Origin of the sequence: Streptomyces macrolidinus (genome assembly GCF_023887685.1) — a bacterium.
In the GTDB taxonomy this organism is placed as follows: Bacteria; Actinomycetota; Actinomycetes; order Streptomycetales; family Streptomycetaceae; genus Streptomyces; species Streptomyces macrolidinus.
The window spans coordinates 58,244-76,017 of record NZ_JAMWMR010000022.1; the positions used below are offsets into that span (position 1 = coordinate 58,244).

At 69.7% G+C, this 17,774-nt stretch carries 19 protein-coding genes; 13 read left to right on the forward strand and 6 right to left on the reverse strand.

What is annotated here, in order from left to right; all coding sequences use genetic code 11:
• Positions 1–118: 118 nt before the first annotated feature.
• Positions 119–1,090, reverse strand: a complete 972-nt coding sequence (locus NGF19_RS22365) for a helix-turn-helix transcriptional regulator (RefSeq protein ID WP_252426897.1) — start codon at positions 1,088–1,090, stop codon at positions 119–121.
• Between the two features lie 257 nt (positions 1,091–1,347).
• On the opposite strand from NGF19_RS22365, the gene NGF19_RS22370 reads away from it, so the two are divergent.
• Genes NGF19_RS22370 through NGF19_RS22380 form a run of 3 tightly spaced genes read left to right on the forward strand, consistent with a single transcriptional unit; the run spans position 1,348 to position 3,427 of the window.
• Positions 1,348–1,965, forward strand: a complete 618-nt coding sequence (locus NGF19_RS22370; protein ID WP_252426898.1) for an ATP-dependent Clp protease proteolytic subunit — start codon at positions 1,348–1,350, stop codon at positions 1,963–1,965.
• On the forward strand, positions 1,962–2,636 hold the full coding sequence (locus NGF19_RS22375; protein ID WP_252426900.1) for an ATP-dependent Clp protease proteolytic subunit: 675 nt from the start codon (positions 1,962–1,964) through the stop codon (positions 2,634–2,636). Before NGF19_RS22370 ends, NGF19_RS22375 begins: the two co-directional genes overlap by 4 nt.
• A gap of 53 nt (positions 2,637–2,689) precedes the next feature.
• Positions 2,690–3,427, forward strand: coding sequence for a glucose 1-dehydrogenase (locus NGF19_RS22380; protein ID WP_252426902.1), 738 nt, complete (start codon positions 2,690–2,692; stop codon positions 3,425–3,427).
• A gap of 77 nt (positions 3,428–3,504) precedes the next feature.
• On the opposite strand, the gene NGF19_RS22385 is transcribed toward NGF19_RS22380, so the two are convergent.
• Complete coding sequence (locus NGF19_RS22385; RefSeq protein WP_252426904.1) at positions 3,505–4,398, reverse strand: S41 family peptidase; 894 nt, start codon at positions 4,396–4,398, stop codon at positions 3,505–3,507.
• Positions 4,399–4,635: 237 nt separating this feature from the next.
• Between NGF19_RS22385 and NGF19_RS22390 the strand changes: the two genes are divergently transcribed.
• The 5 genes from NGF19_RS22390 to NGF19_RS22410 all read left to right on the forward strand — a co-directional run bounded on the left by NGF19_RS22390 (position 4,636) and on the right by NGF19_RS22410 (position 9,358).
• A complete protein-coding gene (locus tag NGF19_RS22390; protein WP_308288514.1) occupies positions 4,636–5,358 on the forward strand; it encodes an SDR family NAD(P)-dependent oxidoreductase in 723 nt (240 codons plus the stop codon).
• 168 nt (positions 5,359–5,526) lie between these two features.
• Complete coding sequence (locus tag NGF19_RS22395; RefSeq protein ID WP_252426908.1) at positions 5,527–6,999, forward strand: aminotransferase class I/II-fold pyridoxal phosphate-dependent enzyme; 1,473 nt, start codon at positions 5,527–5,529, stop codon at positions 6,997–6,999.
• Positions 7,000–7,129: 130 nt separating this feature from the next.
• The gene (locus NGF19_RS22400) at positions 7,130–8,086 is read left to right on the forward strand and encodes a TIGR03557 family F420-dependent LLM class oxidoreductase (RefSeq protein WP_252426910.1); all 957 of its coding nucleotides are present in this window, start codon (positions 7,130–7,132) and stop codon (positions 8,084–8,086) included.
• Between the two features lie 16 nt (positions 8,087–8,102).
• Complete coding sequence (locus NGF19_RS22405; RefSeq protein WP_252426912.1) at positions 8,103–8,324, forward strand: CDGSH iron-sulfur domain-containing protein; 222 nt, start codon at positions 8,103–8,105, stop codon at positions 8,322–8,324.
• Complete coding sequence (locus NGF19_RS22410; protein WP_252426913.1) at positions 8,321–9,358, forward strand: iron-containing redox enzyme family protein; 1,038 nt, start codon at positions 8,321–8,323, stop codon at positions 9,356–9,358. Before NGF19_RS22405 ends, NGF19_RS22410 begins: the two co-directional genes overlap by 4 nt.
• Before the next feature lie 19 nt (positions 9,359–9,377).
• Here the strand turns inward: NGF19_RS22410 and NGF19_RS22415 are convergent, their stop codons facing one another.
• Both NGF19_RS22415 and NGF19_RS22420 read right to left on the reverse strand, forming a co-directional pair.
• Positions 9,378–10,157 carry an Fpg/Nei family DNA glycosylase gene (locus NGF19_RS22415; protein ID WP_252426915.1) on the reverse strand — a complete coding sequence of 260 codons (780 nt, stop codon included), beginning with the start codon at positions 10,155–10,157 and terminating at the stop codon, positions 9,378–9,380.
• A gap of 30 nt (positions 10,158–10,187) precedes the next feature.
• Positions 10,188–11,219 carry an SDR family NAD(P)-dependent oxidoreductase gene (locus NGF19_RS22420; RefSeq protein ID WP_252426916.1) on the reverse strand — a complete coding sequence of 344 codons (1,032 nt, stop codon included), beginning with the start codon at positions 11,217–11,219 and terminating at the stop codon, positions 10,188–10,190.
• Positions 11,220–11,471: 252 nt separating this feature from the next.
• Between NGF19_RS22420 and NGF19_RS22425 the strand changes: the two genes are divergently transcribed.
• Complete coding sequence (locus tag NGF19_RS22425) at positions 11,472–12,632, forward strand: glutathione-independent formaldehyde dehydrogenase (protein WP_252426918.1); 1,161 nt, start codon at positions 11,472–11,474, stop codon at positions 12,630–12,632.
• Between the two features lie 130 nt (positions 12,633–12,762).
• Positions 12,763–13,323: a hemerythrin domain-containing protein gene (locus tag NGF19_RS22430; RefSeq protein WP_252426919.1), complete on the forward strand. Its 561-nt coding sequence runs from the start codon at positions 12,763–12,765 to the stop codon at positions 13,321–13,323.
• A gap of 82 nt (positions 13,324–13,405) precedes the next feature.
• Here the strand turns inward: NGF19_RS22430 and NGF19_RS22435 are convergent, their stop codons facing one another.
• Both NGF19_RS22435 and NGF19_RS22440 read right to left on the reverse strand, forming a co-directional pair.
• Positions 13,406–15,526: a catalase gene (locus NGF19_RS22435; RefSeq protein WP_252426920.1), complete on the reverse strand. Its 2,121-nt coding sequence runs from the start codon at positions 15,524–15,526 to the stop codon at positions 13,406–13,408.
• A 121-nt stretch (positions 15,527–15,647) separates the two neighbouring features.
• Positions 15,648–15,878: a DUF6480 family protein gene (locus NGF19_RS22440; protein WP_252426922.1), complete on the reverse strand. Its 231-nt coding sequence runs from the start codon at positions 15,876–15,878 to the stop codon at positions 15,648–15,650.
• 195 nt (positions 15,879–16,073) lie between these two features.
• Here NGF19_RS22440 and NGF19_RS22445 point away from each other — a divergent pair, with 195 nt between their 5' ends.
• The 3 genes from NGF19_RS22445 to NGF19_RS22455 all read left to right on the forward strand — a co-directional run bounded on the left by NGF19_RS22445 (position 16,074) and on the right by NGF19_RS22455 (position 17,734).
• Positions 16,074–16,268 carry a DUF2795 domain-containing protein gene (locus NGF19_RS22445; protein WP_252426923.1) on the forward strand — a complete coding sequence of 65 codons (195 nt, stop codon included), beginning with the start codon at positions 16,074–16,076 and terminating at the stop codon, positions 16,266–16,268.
• A 110-nt stretch (positions 16,269–16,378) separates the two neighbouring features.
• Complete coding sequence (locus NGF19_RS22450) at positions 16,379–17,047, forward strand: UdgX family uracil-DNA binding protein (RefSeq protein ID WP_252426924.1); 669 nt, start codon at positions 16,379–16,381, stop codon at positions 17,045–17,047.
• Between the two features lie 186 nt (positions 17,048–17,233).
• Entirely contained in the window at positions 17,234–17,734 is a 501-nt protein-coding gene (locus NGF19_RS22455; RefSeq protein WP_252426925.1) for a Dps family protein, read from the forward strand.
• The last annotated feature ends 40 nt before the right edge of the window (positions 17,735–17,774 follow it).

Below are 17,774 nucleotides of genomic sequence, written 5' to 3' on the forward strand. Positions count from 1 at the left end.
CGTTGAGCGCCTGAGCGGATGAGCCGCTGAAGCTGCGCGGGGTGGGGCGGGTTCATCCACCGGCCCACCTCGCGCTTCCATGTACGGGCCCGGTGCCCGGCCCGCTCGGGGCCGTGGTTCAGAGCCAGCCGCGGCGGCTGGCCTGGACGCCGAGTTGGAAGCGGGTCTGGGCGCCGAGCATCTCCTGGAGGCGGGCGATCCGCCGGGCTACGGTCCGCTCGCTCACCCCCAGCTCACGGGCGATGGACTCATCGGTCAGCCCGGCACTCAGGTAGCTCAGAAGCTGCCGGCTCTCGGGACTGGCCTCGCTCTTGACGGACTCACCGGCCGGGAGCGGGGCGGCGATCCGCCAGTACGACTCGAAGACGCCGATCAGCCCGTCCAGCAGACCCGACGGCTGGACGACGACGCTGTGATGGCCCCTGCCGTCCGGCGCGGTGACGGACACCACGGCGAAGCGGTCGTCACAGACCAGGACGTTCAGCGCGACATCGGGGAAGACCCGCGCCTGCTCCCCGCGTTCGACGCAGGAGTGCGCCACCTCCAACGCCTTGGGATCCTGAAGGATGTTGGCGCTGTACACCACCCGGTGGGCGATCCCCCGGTCCAGCGCGTCCAGCGTTCCGGGGCCGACCTCCGGCTCACGGTCACCCCCGCCCACCGGACCGATCGACAGCGCGCGCACCTGCTCCATCGCCTCGCTGTGGACCCGGAGTTGGATGGCCTCGGGATGCCCGGAGGTGTCGACGACCTCGACATAGCTCGACCCCGCGGTGTGGTCGAGCCAGAACCGGGACAGGACCATCGCGCTCTCGTACGCGATCCGGGCCTCGCGCGCGCGTTGCTCGGCGACCGCCTCCACCATCGCGCGCGGCGGCTGTGCGGTCAGCCGGTCGCCGGTGCGTGCCACCAGACCGATGTCACCGAGTTCGGTCACCGCGCGCTGCAGGACTTCGAGAGGCAGCCCGGCCAGCGTCGGCCGGTCGGTCAACTCGGCCAGGGTCCGCGGCCCTTGCTCCACCAGCGCGACATAGGCGGCCTCGGCTGTCGCGGAGAGACCGAGGGCCTGTAGTGGACGCAGGTCGCGCATGTCCCGTCCCCCCAACCCGGCGGCGCTCGCGACGCCGGCCCCTGGCTCCGTCTCCACGGTGACTGTTCGCCTGCTGAAGATCGCCAGAGTAGCACCAGGCGATCAACCGAATGGTGGGGCGAAGAAGGCCGGCCGTACGACGTCGGTCGGCGGCGATTAGCTGAAAGCTAATATCCGGCGCATTCGGCGCCTGTCAACTCACCCCGTGCCTACGATCGTTCGACCGGTACATCAGCCTCGCAGGGACGGAACACCACATGACTCGCGCCTCTTCGACACCCCAGCTCTCCGGGCCCCGGACAGGTGGGGGTGGCCTCGGCGACCAGGTCTTCAACAGGCTCCTCGACGAACGCATCGTCTTCCTCGGTCAGGCCGTGGACGACGACATCGCCAACCGGATCACCGCCCAACTGCTCCTGCTCGCAGCGGACCCGGACAAGGACATCTTCCTCTACATCAACAGCCCGGGTGGCTCGATCGCCGCCGGTATGGCGATCTACGACACCATGCAGTACATCAAGAACGACGTCATCACCATCGCGATGGGCATGGCCGCGTCGATGGGACAGTTCCTGCTGACCGCCGGGACGCCGGGGAAGCGGTTCGCGCTGCCCAGCGCGGAGATCCTGATCCATCAGCCGCTCGCGGGCCTCGCCGGATCTGCCACGGACATCAAGATCCATGCCGAGCAACTGCTGCGCACCAAGAAGAAGATGACCGAACTCTCGGCTCTGCACAGCGGCCAGACGGTGGAGCAGTGGACGCGCGACGCGGACCGGGACCACTGGTTCAGCGCGCAGGAGGCGAAGGAGTACGGGCTGATCGACGAGGTCATCACGTCGGTGGCCGACATGCCGGGAAGGGCAGGAGCATGACGTACCAAGACTGGCAACTCGACGGCATCACAGGGCACTTCACCGGCCTGACGGCCGAGGCCCGCTATGTGGTCCCGCGCTTCGTGGAGCGTACGTCGCAAGGTGTGCGTGAGTACGACCCGTACGCGAAGCTCTTCGAGGAGCGCGTCATCTTCCTCGGCGTCCAGGTCGACGACGCCTCGGCGAACGACGTCATGGCGCAACTGCTGTGCCTGGAGTCGATGGACCCCGACCGGGACATCTCCCTCTACATCAACAGCCCGGGCGGCTCCTTCACCGCGCTCACCGCGCTCTACGACACCATGCAGTACGTCAAGCCGGACATCCAGACGGTGTGTCTCGGGCAGGCGGCCTCGGCCGCCGCGGTGCTGCTGGCCGCGGGCACACCGGGCAAGCGCATGGCGCTGCCGAACGCCCGCGTCCTGATCCACCAGCCCTACAGCGAGATCGGCCAAGGTCAGGCGTCCGATCTGGAGATCGCCGCGAACGAGATCCAGCGCATCCGCTCGCTGCTGGAGGAACTGCTCGCCAAGCACTCCAACACCCCGTTGGAGCAGGTGAGTCGGGACATCGAGCGAGACAAGATCCTCACCGCCGAGCAGGCGCGGGACTACGGGTTGATCGACCAGGTCATCACGGCGCGCATCCCCCACAACGCCGCCCTCCGCTGACCTGTCGTGCGAGGATCGGCGCGGGAACCGACACTCCCCGAGGGGGATGAACTGTGCTGGAAGGCAAGACCGCCGTGGTCACGGGTGGCTCCCGCGGCATCGGCCGAGCGATCGTGGCACGTCTCTGCGGCGACGGGGCGCACGTCGTCTTCACGTACCGCACCGACGGGGAGGCCGCGGAGGCGGTCGTCAGCGGCGTACGAGCGAAGGGAGGCCAGGCGCGAGCCATGCGTCTGGACCTCGCGGATCCCGAGGGGCCGGAAGAGTTGATGGCAGCGGCCGAGGCCCTACTCGGCGGTCTGGACATCCTGGTGAACAACGCCGCGGTGTCGCATGCCCGGATGCCTCTCGCGGAGACCGATGTGACGTTCTTCGACCGTGTGATGGCGGTCAACACCCGGTCGGTCTTCCTGACCATGCGTTACGCGGCCAGGCGGATGCGCGACGGGGGCCGGATCGTCAACATCTCCTCGGTGAACACCGCGCGGCCTGTCCCGGGCGTCGGCCCCTACAGCGCCAGCAAGGGCGCACTCGAGCAGTTGACCGCGGTCGCCGCGCAGGAGCTCGGGCCACGCGGCATCACGGTCAACACCGTCTCTCCCGGTGCGACCGACACCGAGATGCTGCATGGCGCCAATCCCCCTGAAGCGCTCGAGACGGTCGCGCGCATGACGCCTCTCGGCCGGCTCGGACAGCCGACCGACATCGCCGATGTCGTCGGATTCCTCGTCGGCCCGGACGGCCGGTGGGTCACCGGGCAGAACCTGCGCGCGTCGGGCGGCCTGGCCTGACAGACGGCGACGGACGACGCAGGTCGCGGCTCTCTCCGCGACCTGCGCGCCTCTGTACGGCGTCCGCGTCTGCGCGTCTATGCGTCGAGGCGCGTGCGCGCGGCCTTGAGCGCCGTGTCCAGTGCGTCGTCCGCCGGGACGGGGACGTCGGGGATCACGCCGACACCTTCCCAGTTGGTGCCGGTGACGCTGTTGACCGTGCGCGCGGTCGGCACGGTCACGAGGATGTGTTCGGTGACCACATGGCGGGCCGTCGGGTGTGCGCCGCCACGGGTCGTCTCACCGACGAGGACGGCGCGGCCATGTGCCTGGAGGGTGTAGGCCACGTCCTCGCCACCGGAGAACGTGGTCGCGCTGGTGAGTACGTAGACGGGGCGGTCCGGGTAGCGCGGGGCGGGCAGATGTGCGGTCGTCCAGTACTGCCGGGTGACGCCGGTGGAGCGCTCGTAGATGTCGTTGAGGTGTACCTCGTCGTCCGGGAAGAAGTAGCTGCACCACATCGCGGCGCCCGACGGTGCCCCGCCCGTGCATGCGCGCAGGTCCAGGACGAGCGCGGCGCTGTTCGCGACCAGGTGCATGGCCGCGCCGATCGCGGTGGCGCCCTCGTCGGCGGAGGCTATGCGCCGGATGTCGATGAGGGCGATGTTCCCGTCCAGGTGCTCGACGCGGCGGATGCCCTGGTGCTCCGCGCGGAGCAGCGCGAGGAACGCGGCCTGTCCCCCGTCCTCGTCCTCCGGTTCCAGTGACTGCGGCTGGTCCGTCCAGAGCAGCCGCAGATGCCGGTCCGGGCACACCTGCTGAAGGTGGGTGGTCACGGTCGCGCAGAGGGTCGGCCCGTCCAGGTCGTCGTACTCCCCCGCCGCGAGACGGCGCCGGATCGCGGCGTCGATGTCCACGGTCTTCTCGGGGAAGACGTAACCCGCCCCGATCCGCTCCAGAGCGCGCTCGACTGTCTGTTCGTTGGTAAGCATCGGGGCTGATGCTATGAGGGGAATCGACCGGTGGGTAGCCCGATTCGGGCGGCTGCTCCGCCGCTCGTTCTCGGCCGGTTCCCGGCTGTGGTGGGAGGCGGGCTCGCACCGCGTGGTGCAAGCTGCCGGTGGTGGGTGCGACCCGATCCGCGAAGGGCGGTCATGAGTGTGAGGGATCCGAAGGGCGAAGGTGTGGGGGCCGACGCCGGAGCGCCGTTGTCCGGATGTGCGGCATTGGTGACCGGTGCGTCCAGTGGCATCGGGGCGGCGACCGCCTGGGAGTTGGCGCGGCAGGGGGCGGCGGTGGCACTCGTCGCCCGGCGTACCGAGCGGCTGGAGGAGTTGGCCGCGAGGATCCGTGCTGAGGGCCGCTCGTGTGCCGTCCTCACCGCCGATCTGGGGGACGTGGGGCAGGCACGTCAGGCTGTCGAGGACACCGTCGATCGCTTCGCGCGGCTGGACGTGCTGGTGAACAACGCCGGTTACGTGGCCATGGGTCCCGTCGAGGAGGGTGACCCGGCGAACTGGCGGCGCATGCTCGACCTCAACGTCGACGCTGTCCTGCGTATGTCCCAGGCGGCGTTGCCGCACCTGCTGCGGGCGGCGGCGGACGGGCCGCGGCAGGTCGCCGACCTGGTGAACGTCAGCTCGGTCGCGGGCCGTGTGGCGCGCCGGAACAACGCCGTCTACTCGGCGACGAAGCACGCGGTGTGCGCGTTCAGCGAGGCCCTGCGCCAGGAGGTGACCGGACGGGGCGTCCGGGTGGGGCTGGTCGAACCGGGGATGACCGTGACGGAGATGACGACCGACGCCTCCGGCTACCTCGCCGCCCGTGACATGCCGCAGGAGGCCTGGCTCCACGCCGAGGACCTCGCCCGTGCGATCGCCTTCATGGTCACGCAGCCCGCACACGCGGCGATCAACGAGATCATGATGCGCCCGACGGCCCAGGAACACTGACACACCCGAGGCAGCAGCCTGCCCGTCGGCCCAGGTACATGACGTACCCGGCGGCCTGCCCGAAGACGTCCCGAAGCGACCCGCGGTCCCGTGCGGGAGGCCGTCGTCCACCACCCGTACGGACGGCCCACCGGTCATGTCGAGCACGTTTCGGGAACAGCTCACCCTATGGGTCCGAACCACGACGAGGCGCCCGTCCTCGATGCCCTCGCCCGCTATCACGACACCGACGAGCTGGGGTTCTCCCCGCCCGGGCACAAGCAGGCACGGGGCGCGGACCCCCGCGCCCGGTCCGTGCTGGGGGACGCCGCGTTCTTCGGTGACGTCCTGGCCAACGGCGGTCTCGACGACCGGCTCACCCGTGCGCGCGTACTGCGGCGGGCCGAGGAACTCATGGCCGACGCGGTGCACGCCGACCACACGTTCTTCTCGACATGCGGCAGTTCTCTGTCGGTCAAGGCCGCCATGCTGGCGGTGACCCGCCCGGGACACCGCCTCCTCGTCGGGCGCGACGCCCACAAGTCGGTGGTCGCCGGGCTCATCCTCTCCGGCGTCGAACCGGTGTGGGTGGAGCCCCAGTGGGACACCGGGCGGCATCTCGCCCATCCCCCGTCGCCCGCCGCGTACGACAAGGCGTTCACCGACCATCCCGACGCGGACGGAGCCCTCGTCACCAGCCCGACCCCGTACGGAGCCACAGCCGATCTCGTGGGCATCGCCGACCTCTGTCACCGCCGTGGCAAGCCGCTCATCGTGGACGAGGCGTGGGGCGCGCATCTCCCCTTCCACGAGGACCTTCCGTCCTGGGCCATGGACGCGGGCGCCGACATCTGTGTGACCAGCATCCACAAGATGGGCAGCGGACTCGAGCAGGGCTCGGTGTTCCACCTTCAGGGCGACCTCGTCGACCCCGCCGAGTTGTCCTCGCGGGCCGATCTCCTCAGCACCACCAGTCCGAACGTCCTGCTCTACGCAGGCATCGATGCCTGGCGTCGGCAGATGGTCCAGTACGGCCGCCAACTCATCGGCCGAGCCCTTGAGTTGGCCGCGCGTACACGCGAGGCCATCGAGACGATCGACGGCTTCCACGTCCATGGCGCCGCGGACTTCTGCGGTCCCGGGCTCGCCACGGGCTTCGACCCGCTGCCGGTCGTGATGGACATCAGCGCACTGGGCACGACCGGTTACCGGGCCGCCGACTGGCTGCGCGAGAGCCATCACCTCGACGTCCACCTGTCCGACCACCGGCGTATCAGCGCCCAGCTCACGCACGCCGACGACGAGGAGACCACCGCGCGTCTTCTGACGGCCCTGCGCGATCTGTCCGACCATGTCGCCGAGGTGCGGGGCGCGCCCGGCGTCGCCGTACCCTCCCCGGCCGAGCTGCGGCTGGACCAGGTCCGACTGCCCCGTGACGCCTACTTCGCGCCGCATACGCCGGTTGCCACCCGTGAGGCCGCCGGCAGGATCACCGCCGAGATGATCACCCCCTATCCGCCCGGCATCCCCGTCGTCCTGCCCGGCGAGCGCCTGACCGAGCCCGTGCTGAAGTACCTCATCACGGGGGTCGCGGCGGGGATGTTCCTGCCGGACGCGGCCGACCGCCGTCCGGACACCGTGCGTGTCCTCGCGGAGAGCTGATTCGCTGATTCCGGCATCGGAAGTCGGGGATCAGGCGCGCCCCGGGGCCGGGGCCACGTTCCGACTGGTGGTGGTCCGGGTACTCGGTGGCTCGTCGGGCGGCCACGGCCACCGTCCCTCAGGAGGTGTGATGACCGGGTTCGGGTACTTCCTGTCATGTGAGGAGCACGGTCCGGGTGCGCTTGTGGAGCAAGCGCGCATGGCCGAGGAGGCGGGCTTCAGCGCGCTGTGGATCTCGGACCACTTCCATCCTTGGAACGACCGCCAGGGGCAGAGTCCCTTCGTCTGGTCGGTGATCGGTGCTCTCTCGCAGGCCGTGTCCCTTCCGGTGGAGACCGCCGTGACCTGCCCCCTGGTCCGTGTCCACCCGGCCGTGATCGCACAGGCGGCTGCCACCGCCGCGGTGCAGTTGGACGGGAGGTTCCGGCTGGGGGTGGGCACGGGTGAGGCCCTCAACGAGCACATCCTCGGCGACCGTTGGCCCTCGGCCGCGGTGCGCCTGGAGATGCTCGAGGAGGCGATCCGGATCATCCGGCAGTTGTTCACCGGTGAGCGGACCAGCCATCGCGGCGCCCACTACACCGTGGAGAACGCCCGGCTGTACACCCGGCCCGAGGAGCCGGTGCCGATCGACGTCTCCGCGTTCGGGCCGCGCTCCGCCGAGGCGGCGGGGCGGATCGGCGACGGGCTGATCACGATGATGCCGGACGCCGATCTGATCAAGCACTTCCGGCGAGGCGGTGGCATCGGCAAGCCGGCCTGCGCCGGGCTGAAGGTGTGCTGGGGGCCGGTCAAGAGCGAGGCCGTACGGACGGCTCACCATCTGTGGGCCAACGAGCACCTGCCCGGAGAACTCGCACAGGTCCTGCCGACCCCCCGCCACTTCGAGCAGGCCTCCCGGCTGGTCACCCAGGAACAGGTCGAGGAGTCCGTACCCTGCGGCGATGACCCCGCCGCGCACATCGAGGCGCTGATCGCCTACGTCGATGCCGGATTCGACACGGTGTACGTCAGTCAGATCGGCGCGGACCAGCAGGGCTTCTTCGACTTCTACCGGGCCGAGGTGCTCCCTCACCTCCGCCGCTGAAGAGCTGGTGATCACCGTGCCGGGCACATCCGAGCGACCCTGTCGCATCGCACTGACCGACGACGGCCCGCTGCTCGTGCCGGGCCCGGTGGAGGTCACGCTGCCCGACGGCACCGTGGCCGTGTCCACGCGGTGCGTCGTGGCGCTGTGCACATGCCGCCGCAGCGCCATCTACCCGTGGTGCGACACCAGCCACCGCCGCCGGGCCTGCCACGCGGAGGAGGGTGGCTCGCCATGACCCCGCTCACCCCTCCTGCACCGGCACCGCCACTCCCCCGTGGCCCGCTGTCGTCCGCCGTCGTGACGGCGCTGACATCGGGACACACGGCAGGGCTGCCGTCACCTGAGGCTGTCACCCGCACGGATCCGTACGGCGATGACCTGCAGCTCGCTCTCTACAGTCTGTACGAGCAGCACTACTGGGGCTTCGCGGGCGTCGACCCGCGCCGGGAGTGGGACCCATGTCTGCTGGAGCTGCGCGCCACCCTGGAGGACCGCTTCATGGGTGCGCTCCGGCGTGACGTCGGCGGGGACGGCAGACCCGTACACGGCTCCGTACGCGAGGCGCTGGACGCACTCCTCGTGGAGCCGGTGCGCGATGACGGCACCAGTGTCAGCCACTACCTCCAACGCCACGGAGAACTCCGGCAGTTGCGCGACTACGCGGCGCTGCGCTCTCTCTACCATCTGAAGGAGGCCGACCCGCACGCCTGGGTCATCCCGCGGCTGCGCGGCCGGGCCAAGGCGGGCATGGTGGCCGTCGCCTACGACGAGTTCGGGGCGGGCCGCGCCGAGGACATCCACGCGGTGCTCTTCGCGGAACTCATGGCCGACCTGGGGCTGAACACCACGTACGGCCACTACCTGGACGCGGCGCCCGCAGAGGCCCTCGCCACGGTCAACCTGATGTCGCTCTTCGGCCTGCACCGGGTCTGGCGTGGCGCGTTGGTGGGTCACTTCGCGTCCGTCGAGGTGACCTCGTCGCCCGATTCGAGACGCTTGGCCCAGGCGATGCGCCGGACCGGCGCCGGTCCGGCCGCCGAGCGCTTCTACACCGAACATGTCGAGGCCGACGCCGTCCACGAGCAACTCGTACGCCGCGAGGTCATCGGCGGGCTGCTGGCGGACGAGCCGGACGTCGAGTCGGACGTCGTCTTCGGTATCGAGGCCACCGGGGAACTGGACCGGCGCCTGGCCACCCTCCTACTCACGACGTGGCGCCAGGACAGAAGTGTTCTCCGGACCTCCCCGGAGGCGCCACCGCTGTCGTGACCGGCCCCGTCCCGGCCCGTCAGCCCTGGCACACCGGGCACCAGACGGTACGACGTCCGGCGACGCGACCGGCGCACAGATGGTGGCCGCAGCGGGGACACCGCGGCTCGCTGTCGTCCCGCCGCCCGGTGAGCCAGGTACGTCGCGGTGGTACACAGGCGGCGCGCACGGCGGTCTCGAGTACGCGGCCCATCGCGGTGTGGACGCGCCGGAGGGCCGCCTCGCCGAGGTCCCGTACCGGGGTGCGTGGCTCGACACGGGCCCGCCAGAGGATCTCGTCGCACAGGAGATTGCCGAGCCCGGCGATCACGGACTGGTCCATCAACGCGCCCTTGACGGCGCCTCGTCGCCCCGACAGCAGCTCCCGGAACTCCGCTCGGCCCACGGTCAAGGCGTCGGGGCCGAGGCGGCCCAGGATCCGGTCGAGCCCGTCCCGGTCGGTCAACTGAACGCCCTGGAGCTTGCGTTGGTCCCGGTAGCGCAGGTGCCGGGTGTCGTCGAGGGTGAACACGATGCGGTCGTGCCGTTCGATCGGTTCGTCCGGGCGGCAGCAGCGCAGTGAGCCCGTCATACCGAAGTGACAGACGAGTGTGACATCGCCGTCGGTGGGCACGAACAGCCATTTGCCGTGGCGCCAGGGCTTCTTGAGACACCGTCCTGTCAGTTCGCCGCACAGCCGTCTCTCGGTGACACCGCGGAGTACACCGGCGTCCCGCACGTCGACGTCCGTGACGCACCGTCTGCTTCCGCACCTCATGAGGACCTGGCGGAACCCTTCGACATCCGGCAGTTCGGGCATGGGTCCGTACGTATACCCGCGCCGCCCTCGTCACCCGCCCCCCTGCGCGCGGTGGGGCCGCTGGTTCAGGCGGCGGGCCGCTCGGTCGTTGAGGGCGCCGCACCAGTCACGCAGTCGCCATGCCATCGTATGCCGCGCCCCGTCCGGACCCGGCGTGATGTCCCGCCCCTCGTGCAGCCCACCGCCGCCCTCTGCGCGGTCCGGCGCGGAGGGCAGCAACCCGGCCATGAGCGCGCTGAGTCGGGTGGTCAGCGCGGGGGCCACGCCATGGGCGAGCGCGGCTGCCTTCGCCATCGGAGTCAGCACGATCCGGGTCCGCCGCCGCTCCACGGCCGTCACGATGCGGTCGGCGGCGCGGCGCGCGTCCATCGACACCAGAGGGGCACCGGCGAGGGCCGAGAACCACGCGAACTCCGCGGCCTGGTCCCCGCCGAACTCGGCGGCCAAGTGCGAGCCGGTACGCATCAGTCCGGGGTGGACGGCCGTCACGCTCACGCCCTGGCCGCGCAGTTCGGCGTGCAGACCTTCGGCGAGCGCTGCGACGGCGGCCTTGGCGCAGGAGTACGGCAGCAGATGCGGTACGGCGAGCAGCCCGCCGACCGAGCCGATCAGCGCCAGCCTGCCCCCATTGGGGCTGCGCCGCAGCCAGGGCAGGGCTTCGAGCGAGGTGTGCAGGGCGCCCAGGTAGATGGTGTCCAGGGTCGAACGGAACGCGTCGGCGTCGAGGGACTCCAGGGGTGCGACCTGGATGACACCCGCGTTCGCGATCACCACGTCCACCCCGTCGTGGGCCTCGGCCGCTTCGGCCATCAGTGACGTGACCGACGCGCGGTCGGTCACGTCGCAGGGCACGCAGTGCACGCGCGCGCCGGACCGCGCGTGGGTGAGGAACTTCCGCGCGCGGCCCAGTTCCTCCTCGTTCCGCGCGGCGATCGTGACCGCGCACCCGCGCATCAGCAGATGCTCGGCGAGCAGCAGACCGAGGCCACGCGATCCGCCGGTGACCACCGCCGAGAGGCCTGCCATGGATTCGAGGTACGACCGGGACCGCAGCGATGTCATCAGGTTCACCTTCTGTGTCCTCGGGGTGTGCCGTTGGGGGTGTGCCTTGTGCGTGCGTGTGCCTGCCTGTGGGTGCGGGTACCGCGAGGACGCTGGTTCACACAGGTATGCGACTGGTGCCGTGCCCCTCGGGTACCCGGAAGGTCCCGGCGCGGACGGACCGTGTGACAGTGGCGCCACCGCTGACCTGCGGACGGTCGAAGACGGCCCTCCGCCTCCGCGCCTCTCTCCTCGCCCCTCAGGAAGTGGATCATGAAGGCAGCCGTATACGAAGGACCCCGGAGCGTAGCCGTCAAGGACGTGCCGGACGCGAAGATCGAGCACCCCTGCGACATCCTGGTGAAGATCACCACCACCAATATCTGCGGTTCGGATCTGCATATGTACGAGGGCCGCACCTCGTTCGAGACCGGGCGCGCCTTCGGGCACGAGAACCTCGGGCAGGTGGTCGAGGTCGGCTCCGCGGTGCGCAAGGTGAAGGTCGGCGAGTACGTCGTCCTGCCGTTCAATATCGCCTGCGGGTTCTGCAAGAACTGCGAACGCGGTCTGTCCAACTACTGCCTGACCATGCAGCCGGAACCGGCCATGGCGGGTGCGGCGTACGGGTTCGCCGACATGGGCCCCTACCAGGGCGGCCAGGCCGAGCTGCTGCGCGTGCCCTACGGCGACTTCAACGCTCTTCGCCTCGGCGAGGACGCGGCCGAGCGCCAGAACGACTATGTGATGCTCGCGGACATCTTCCCGACCGGCTACCACGCCACCGAGATGGCCGACGTCGAGCCCGGTGACCAGACCGTCGTCTACGGGGCCGGTCCCGTGGGGCTGATGGCCGCGTACTCGGCGATCCTCAGAGGAGCGAGCCGGGTGTGGGTGACCGACCACCAGCCGGACCGGCTGCGCGTGGCGGAGGCCATCGGGGCCATTCCCGTCAACTGCGCCGAGCAGGACCCCGTCGAGGTCGTCAAGGAGGCCACCCTCGGTCTGGGCGCCGACAACGGCTGTGAGTGCGTCGGCTATCAGGCGCATGACGACCGCGGCCACGAGGACGCCTCCCTCACGCTCAACGGGCTGATCGACGCCGTACGGTTCACGGGGTCCATCGGGGTCGTCGGTGTGTTCGTGCCCGAGGACCCGGGCGGCGCCAAGGCCCAGAACGACATGGAAGCGAAGGGCAAGGTGCCGATCGACTACGGCCTGATGTGGTTCAAGGGCCAGCGGATGGGCACCGGTCAGGCGCCGGTCAAGCGGTACAACCGTGCGCTGCGTGATCTGATCGCGGGCGGCAGGGCCGAGCCGGGCTTCGTCGTCTCCCATGAACTCCGCCTGGACGAGGCGCCGAGCGCGTACGAGCACTTCGACGCCCGTGACGAGGGCTGGACCAAGGTCGTCCTGCACCCCGACGGGTCCCGCTGACAGGCCCCAGGGGCCGGTACCCCCGACCGGCGGATGTCTGACGTCGCCCCAGGCGACGTTTCCCGCACTCGCGGCGTGAGACTCGTGAGTCCTGAAGAGGTTGTGACCGCACAGCTCGGAAGGAGAGGCCATGGGTGACGCACGCGAGGCCTCCACCGCGACGGACAGGGACGTGGTGGACATCCTGCAACAGCAACACGCCGAGATCCGCAAGCGTTTCGACACCGTGAACGCGGCGCAGGGCGCTCCGAAGAAGAAGGCCTTCGACGAACTGCGCGCTCTTCTCGCCGTGCACGAGACGGCCGAGGAGATGATCGTGCGCCCCGTCGCGGCCACCACCGCGGGCAAGGACGAGGCTCAGGCGCGCAACGCGGAAGAGAAGGAGGCCAACAAGGTACTGGCCGGCCTGGAGAAGATGGAGATCGACAGCGACGAATTCCGACGGGAGTTCGCCGAGTTCGAGGCATCCGTGCTGGAACACGCCGCGCATGAGGAGAACGAGGAGTTCCCGGCCATCCGGGCGGGCCGAAGCCAGGACGACCTCGTCAGGATGGGCCGGCGCCTCCAGCTCGTCGAAGAGCTGGCACCCACGCACCCGCACCCGTCGACGGCGGGCGCTCCCGCGGCGCAGTGGATGGTCGGCCCGTTCGCGTCGATGGTGGACCGGGTGCGCGACACACTCGGCCGCTGAGACCGACACCCTCAGCCGCAGACACGGAATGGGGAGCGCGACCGCCGCAGCGGTCGCGCTCCCCATCTACATCTACTCGGACTCAGTCGACGGCTCCCGGGTTGAGCAGACCGGGCCGTCGCATGAAGCGGTGCCGCTCGATCGCGGAGACGAAGGCGTCGGCGGCCTCGTCGGCGCTGTCGGCACTGATCACGCCCTGCTCGGGGGCGTTCAGCACCTCGCCGGGCACCCTGGCGGCGACCAGCAGCCGCTCGCCGTCACCCTGGACCGCGATGGGCTTGCCATGTCGGTAGCTCTCCTCGACGAAGCGCACGGCGGCCGGGTCGTCCAACAGAGTCTGCACCGCCTGCTTGCCTCCGGGCACCAGCAGCGTGTCGTACAGCACGGACGCCATCGTCGGCAGGGCCCGGTCCACCTCCAGTACCGCGCTGTCCTCGCCGTGCACACTGCCCTCGGCCGCCGCCAGGACCTCGACCAGGGCTCCCGCCTCGGTCAGCTTGGCGCGCATCGCCTCGACGTACGCCACATCGGTACCGTCCGCCGCGAGCACGGCGACCTTGCGGGTGCGGATGCCCTCGGCGCTCAGGTTCTCCTGGCTCAGCGCAGGTGAGGACAGGCTCGGGACGGTGGGGTCCGGTTGCGGCGCCGGCAGTCCCAGGCCCGCCGCCACGGCCCCGGCCAGGTCGCCGTGCACATGGGCCAGGTTCCCCACCATGCGCTCGCGCACCTCGTCGGACGTGACCTTGCCGAGTTCGAACCGGAACGCCTCGACGATATGGGCCTTCTCCCAGTCGGACATGCTGTTCCAGAACAGGGTGGCCTGGCTGTAGTGATCCTTGAAGCTCTCGCTGCGCACCCGGACCTTCTCGCCCGCCACGCTCTCCTGGTAGTGCCGGAAGACGCCGCTGAGGTCACCCGATCCCGCGTGCGCGGGACAGCCGCCGCTCAACGAGTTGGGGAAGTAGCTGTCCCCCGGCTGGATGACCTGCTGGCCGTAGCCGTCACGATGGTTGGTGTAGACGTCGGCGAGGGGCCGGTTGACCGGCAGTTGGGCGAAGTTGGGACCGCCCAGGCGGATCAACTGGGTGTCCAGGTAGGAGAAGTTGCGGCCCTGGAGCAGCGGGTCGTTGGTGAAGTCGATGCCGGGGACCACATTGGCGGTGTGGAAGGCGACCTGCTCGGTCTCGGCGAAGAAATTCTGTGGGTTGCGGTCGAGGACCATGCGTCCGATGGGCCTTACCGGTACCTGCTCCTCGGGGATGATCTTGGTGGCGTCCAGGAGGTCGAACGCGAAGGCGTGCTCGTCCTCCTCCGCGACCAGTTGCACACCCAGTTCGTACTCCGGGCAACTGCCGGACTCGATCGCCTCCCACAGGTCCCGGCGGTTGAAGTCGGGATCCCGGCCCGCGGCGATCTGCGCCTCGTCCCACACCAGTGAGTTGACACCGAGCAGCGGCTTCCAGTGGAACTTGACGAACGTACCGCGTCCTTGGGCATTGACGAACCGGAAGGTGTGGACACCGAACCCCTGCATCATCCGGAAGCTGCGCGGGATGGCCCGGTCGGACATCAGCCACATCAGCATGTGGGTGGACTCCGGTTGCAGTGAGCAGAAGTCCCAGAAGGTGTCGTGCGCGGAGGCGCCGGTGGGCATCTCGTTGTCCGGTTCCATCTTCACCGCGTGCACGAAGTCGGGGAACTTGATGGCGTCCTGGATGAAGAACACGGGGAAGTTGTTGCCCACCAGGTCGTAATTGCCCTGGCGTGTATAGAACTTGGTCGCGAAGCCCCGTACGTCCCGGACGGTGTCCGCCGAGCCCCGCGGGCCCTGCACGGTGGAGAACCGTACGAACACCGGGGTCTGCCGACCCGGCTCCTGGAGGAAGTCCGCGCAGGTGTACTCGGCCAGTGACTCGTACGGCTCGAAGTGGCCGTACGCCCCGGAGCCGCGGGCGTGGACGACCCGCTCCGGTATGCGCTCGTGATCGAAGTGGGTGATCTTCTCCCTGTTGTGGAAGTCCTCCAGCAGGGTGGGACCGCGCTCACCGGCGCGCAGCGCGTTGTCCGTGTCGTCGACCCGCACTCCCTGATCCGTGGTGAGCGCGTCGGACTCGGGTGCCGCGCGGAAGTCGTCGAGTTGCCTGTCCTTGTCGTCGTGGCCGTCGTGGCCGCGCCGCTTGGAGATCGGGTTCTCCGGGGCCATGGCTGCGCTCCTTCGCTGTCGGCTGCACTGTCGGCTGCGCTGTCGGCGAGCGGGAACTGCCCCGCGGGCTTACCCTGCCCGCCGGAGTCGCACGGTCCTGCGGGCTTGCGCCCGGCCTCCTTCAGCCCACCGCCTTCCAGATGGCCAGGGCCACCAGCAGAAGCAGCATGAGGACCATCACCAGCCAGAACGGGGTCATGGCGCCGGGACGCCAGCCTCTGCGGGGTGCTTCCTGTCGCGGGCCGAGTTCGGAGACACCCGACTCGGCGGGCGGTGCGGCACCAGCGGTCATCTGCGTGTCCTCCGGAACGGAGAGACCTTCGTCCGGCTTCTCTTCATGGGTCCGGGCCATCGTGTTCTCCCAACCGCGCGCGCTGCCAGAGCCCCCTCCGACCCCCTCCGCCTGGGCATTCCCCGTGCCGCGTACCCGTACGAAGCGGACCTACACCCGCAAACAGCCGCGCACATCGCGACTAGTCGGCATCACCAGGGGTACCGCGAGACTGTCGGAAGCAGTGACGTCCTTCGACGACATCAGGAGGTTGACATGGCACGCGTGAGCCCCGTCGATCTGCAGAAGGCCCTGTCGGGAACCGACTACCCGACCGACCGGGAGGCACTCGTGGAGTGCGCCAAGCGCAATCACGCCTCGAAGGAGATCACGGAGGAACTCTCCCACCTGCGGAAGAAGACCTTCGACAACCCGGCAGAGGTGAGCAAGGCCGTCTTCGGCCACAAGTGACCCACGGAGGCGACCGACCACCGAGGCCTCGTCACGACACCAGGCGGGTGGACAGTGTCCACCCGCCTCGGAGACCCCGGAGACCGAAGACCGAAGACCCGGAGACGACCGTGGCATCGACGCGCTCTCATGGGCCCGAGGACTACGACGCCGGGCCGTACGTCCCCGCGGACGCGGACCTGCGTGCGTTGCGGGAGGCGGCGGTGGGCTGTCATGGCTGCCCGCTGTATCGCGACGCCACACAGACCGTGTTCGGCTCCGGTGACACGTCGGCCCGCGTGATGCTCATCGGCGAGCAGCCGGGCGATCAGGAGGACCGCAGAGGAGAGCCGTTCGTCGGTCCGGCGGGCGGTGTGCTGACGCGGGCGATCGAGGAGGCGGGCATCGATCCCGGCGACACGTATGTCACCAACGCCGTCAAGCACTTCAAGTTCGTGGTCGCGGCCCGCGGCAAACGTCGTATCCACAAGCCGCCGAGTCTGCGCGAGATGACCGCGTGCCGCCCCTGGCTCGCGGCGGAGCTGCGGCTGGTCAGGCCCGAGGTGGTGGTTGCCCTGGGTGCCACCGCGGGCAAGGCCCTGCTCGGCTCCTCGTTCCGTGTGTCCGAGGAGCGCGGGGTGCCCCGGCCGATGCCCGCGCTCGACGGCGACCCGGCCGACGAAACGCTGGTGGCCACCATCCATCCCTCCGCCGTCCTACGAGCCGACGACGCGGAGCGGGCGCGGTTGTACGCCGGGCTGGTGGCCGATCTGACGGTGGCCGCGCGGCTGTTGAGCTGACGCACCAGGACGTCGTCCACCCCGTTCACTCGAACGCGCCGCGCGTCGTCCCCCGGCGGTTCGGCCTGTGCGCCCGAGCGGATCAGGCGCGGTGGCGGCACCGAGGGACCTCCGTAGGCTTGATCACGTACGAGACGTCTCGTACGTGATGTCGCATACGAGAAGTCTCTCGCGAGGAGATACGCCATGCCCGCTTCCCCTGGAGGTTCCCGCCGTTCGGAGAACGGTGCCGCCGCGTTCGCGGCCTCGCCGCAGTTGACCCGGGCGTTGCAGCAGATCGTGGTGGATCTGGTCGAACTGCATCTCCAGGGGAAACAGGCCCATTGGAACGTGATCGGCCACAACTTCCGGGATCTGCATCTTCAACTCGACCAGATCGTCGATGACGCCCGGGAGTCGGCCGATGTCATCGCCGAGCGCATGCGCGCGCTCGGAGCCTGCCCGGACGGCCGCTCCGACACCGTGACGGCGAACACCACACTCCCCGCGTTCCCGGAGGGCGAGCTGAGTGTGAGTACCGTGGTCGACCTCGTCACCGCGCGGCTGCGCGCCACGGTCGACACCGTACGCACCCACCATGACCAGGTCGACGGTGAGGATCCCGCCACGGCCGACCTGCTGCACACGATCATCGACAGCCTGGAGAAGCACGCCTGGATGGTCAGCGCGGAGAACCGATCGCACTGACCCCGCAGTATCACGCCCCCTCTCCCGCGAGCCCTACCCG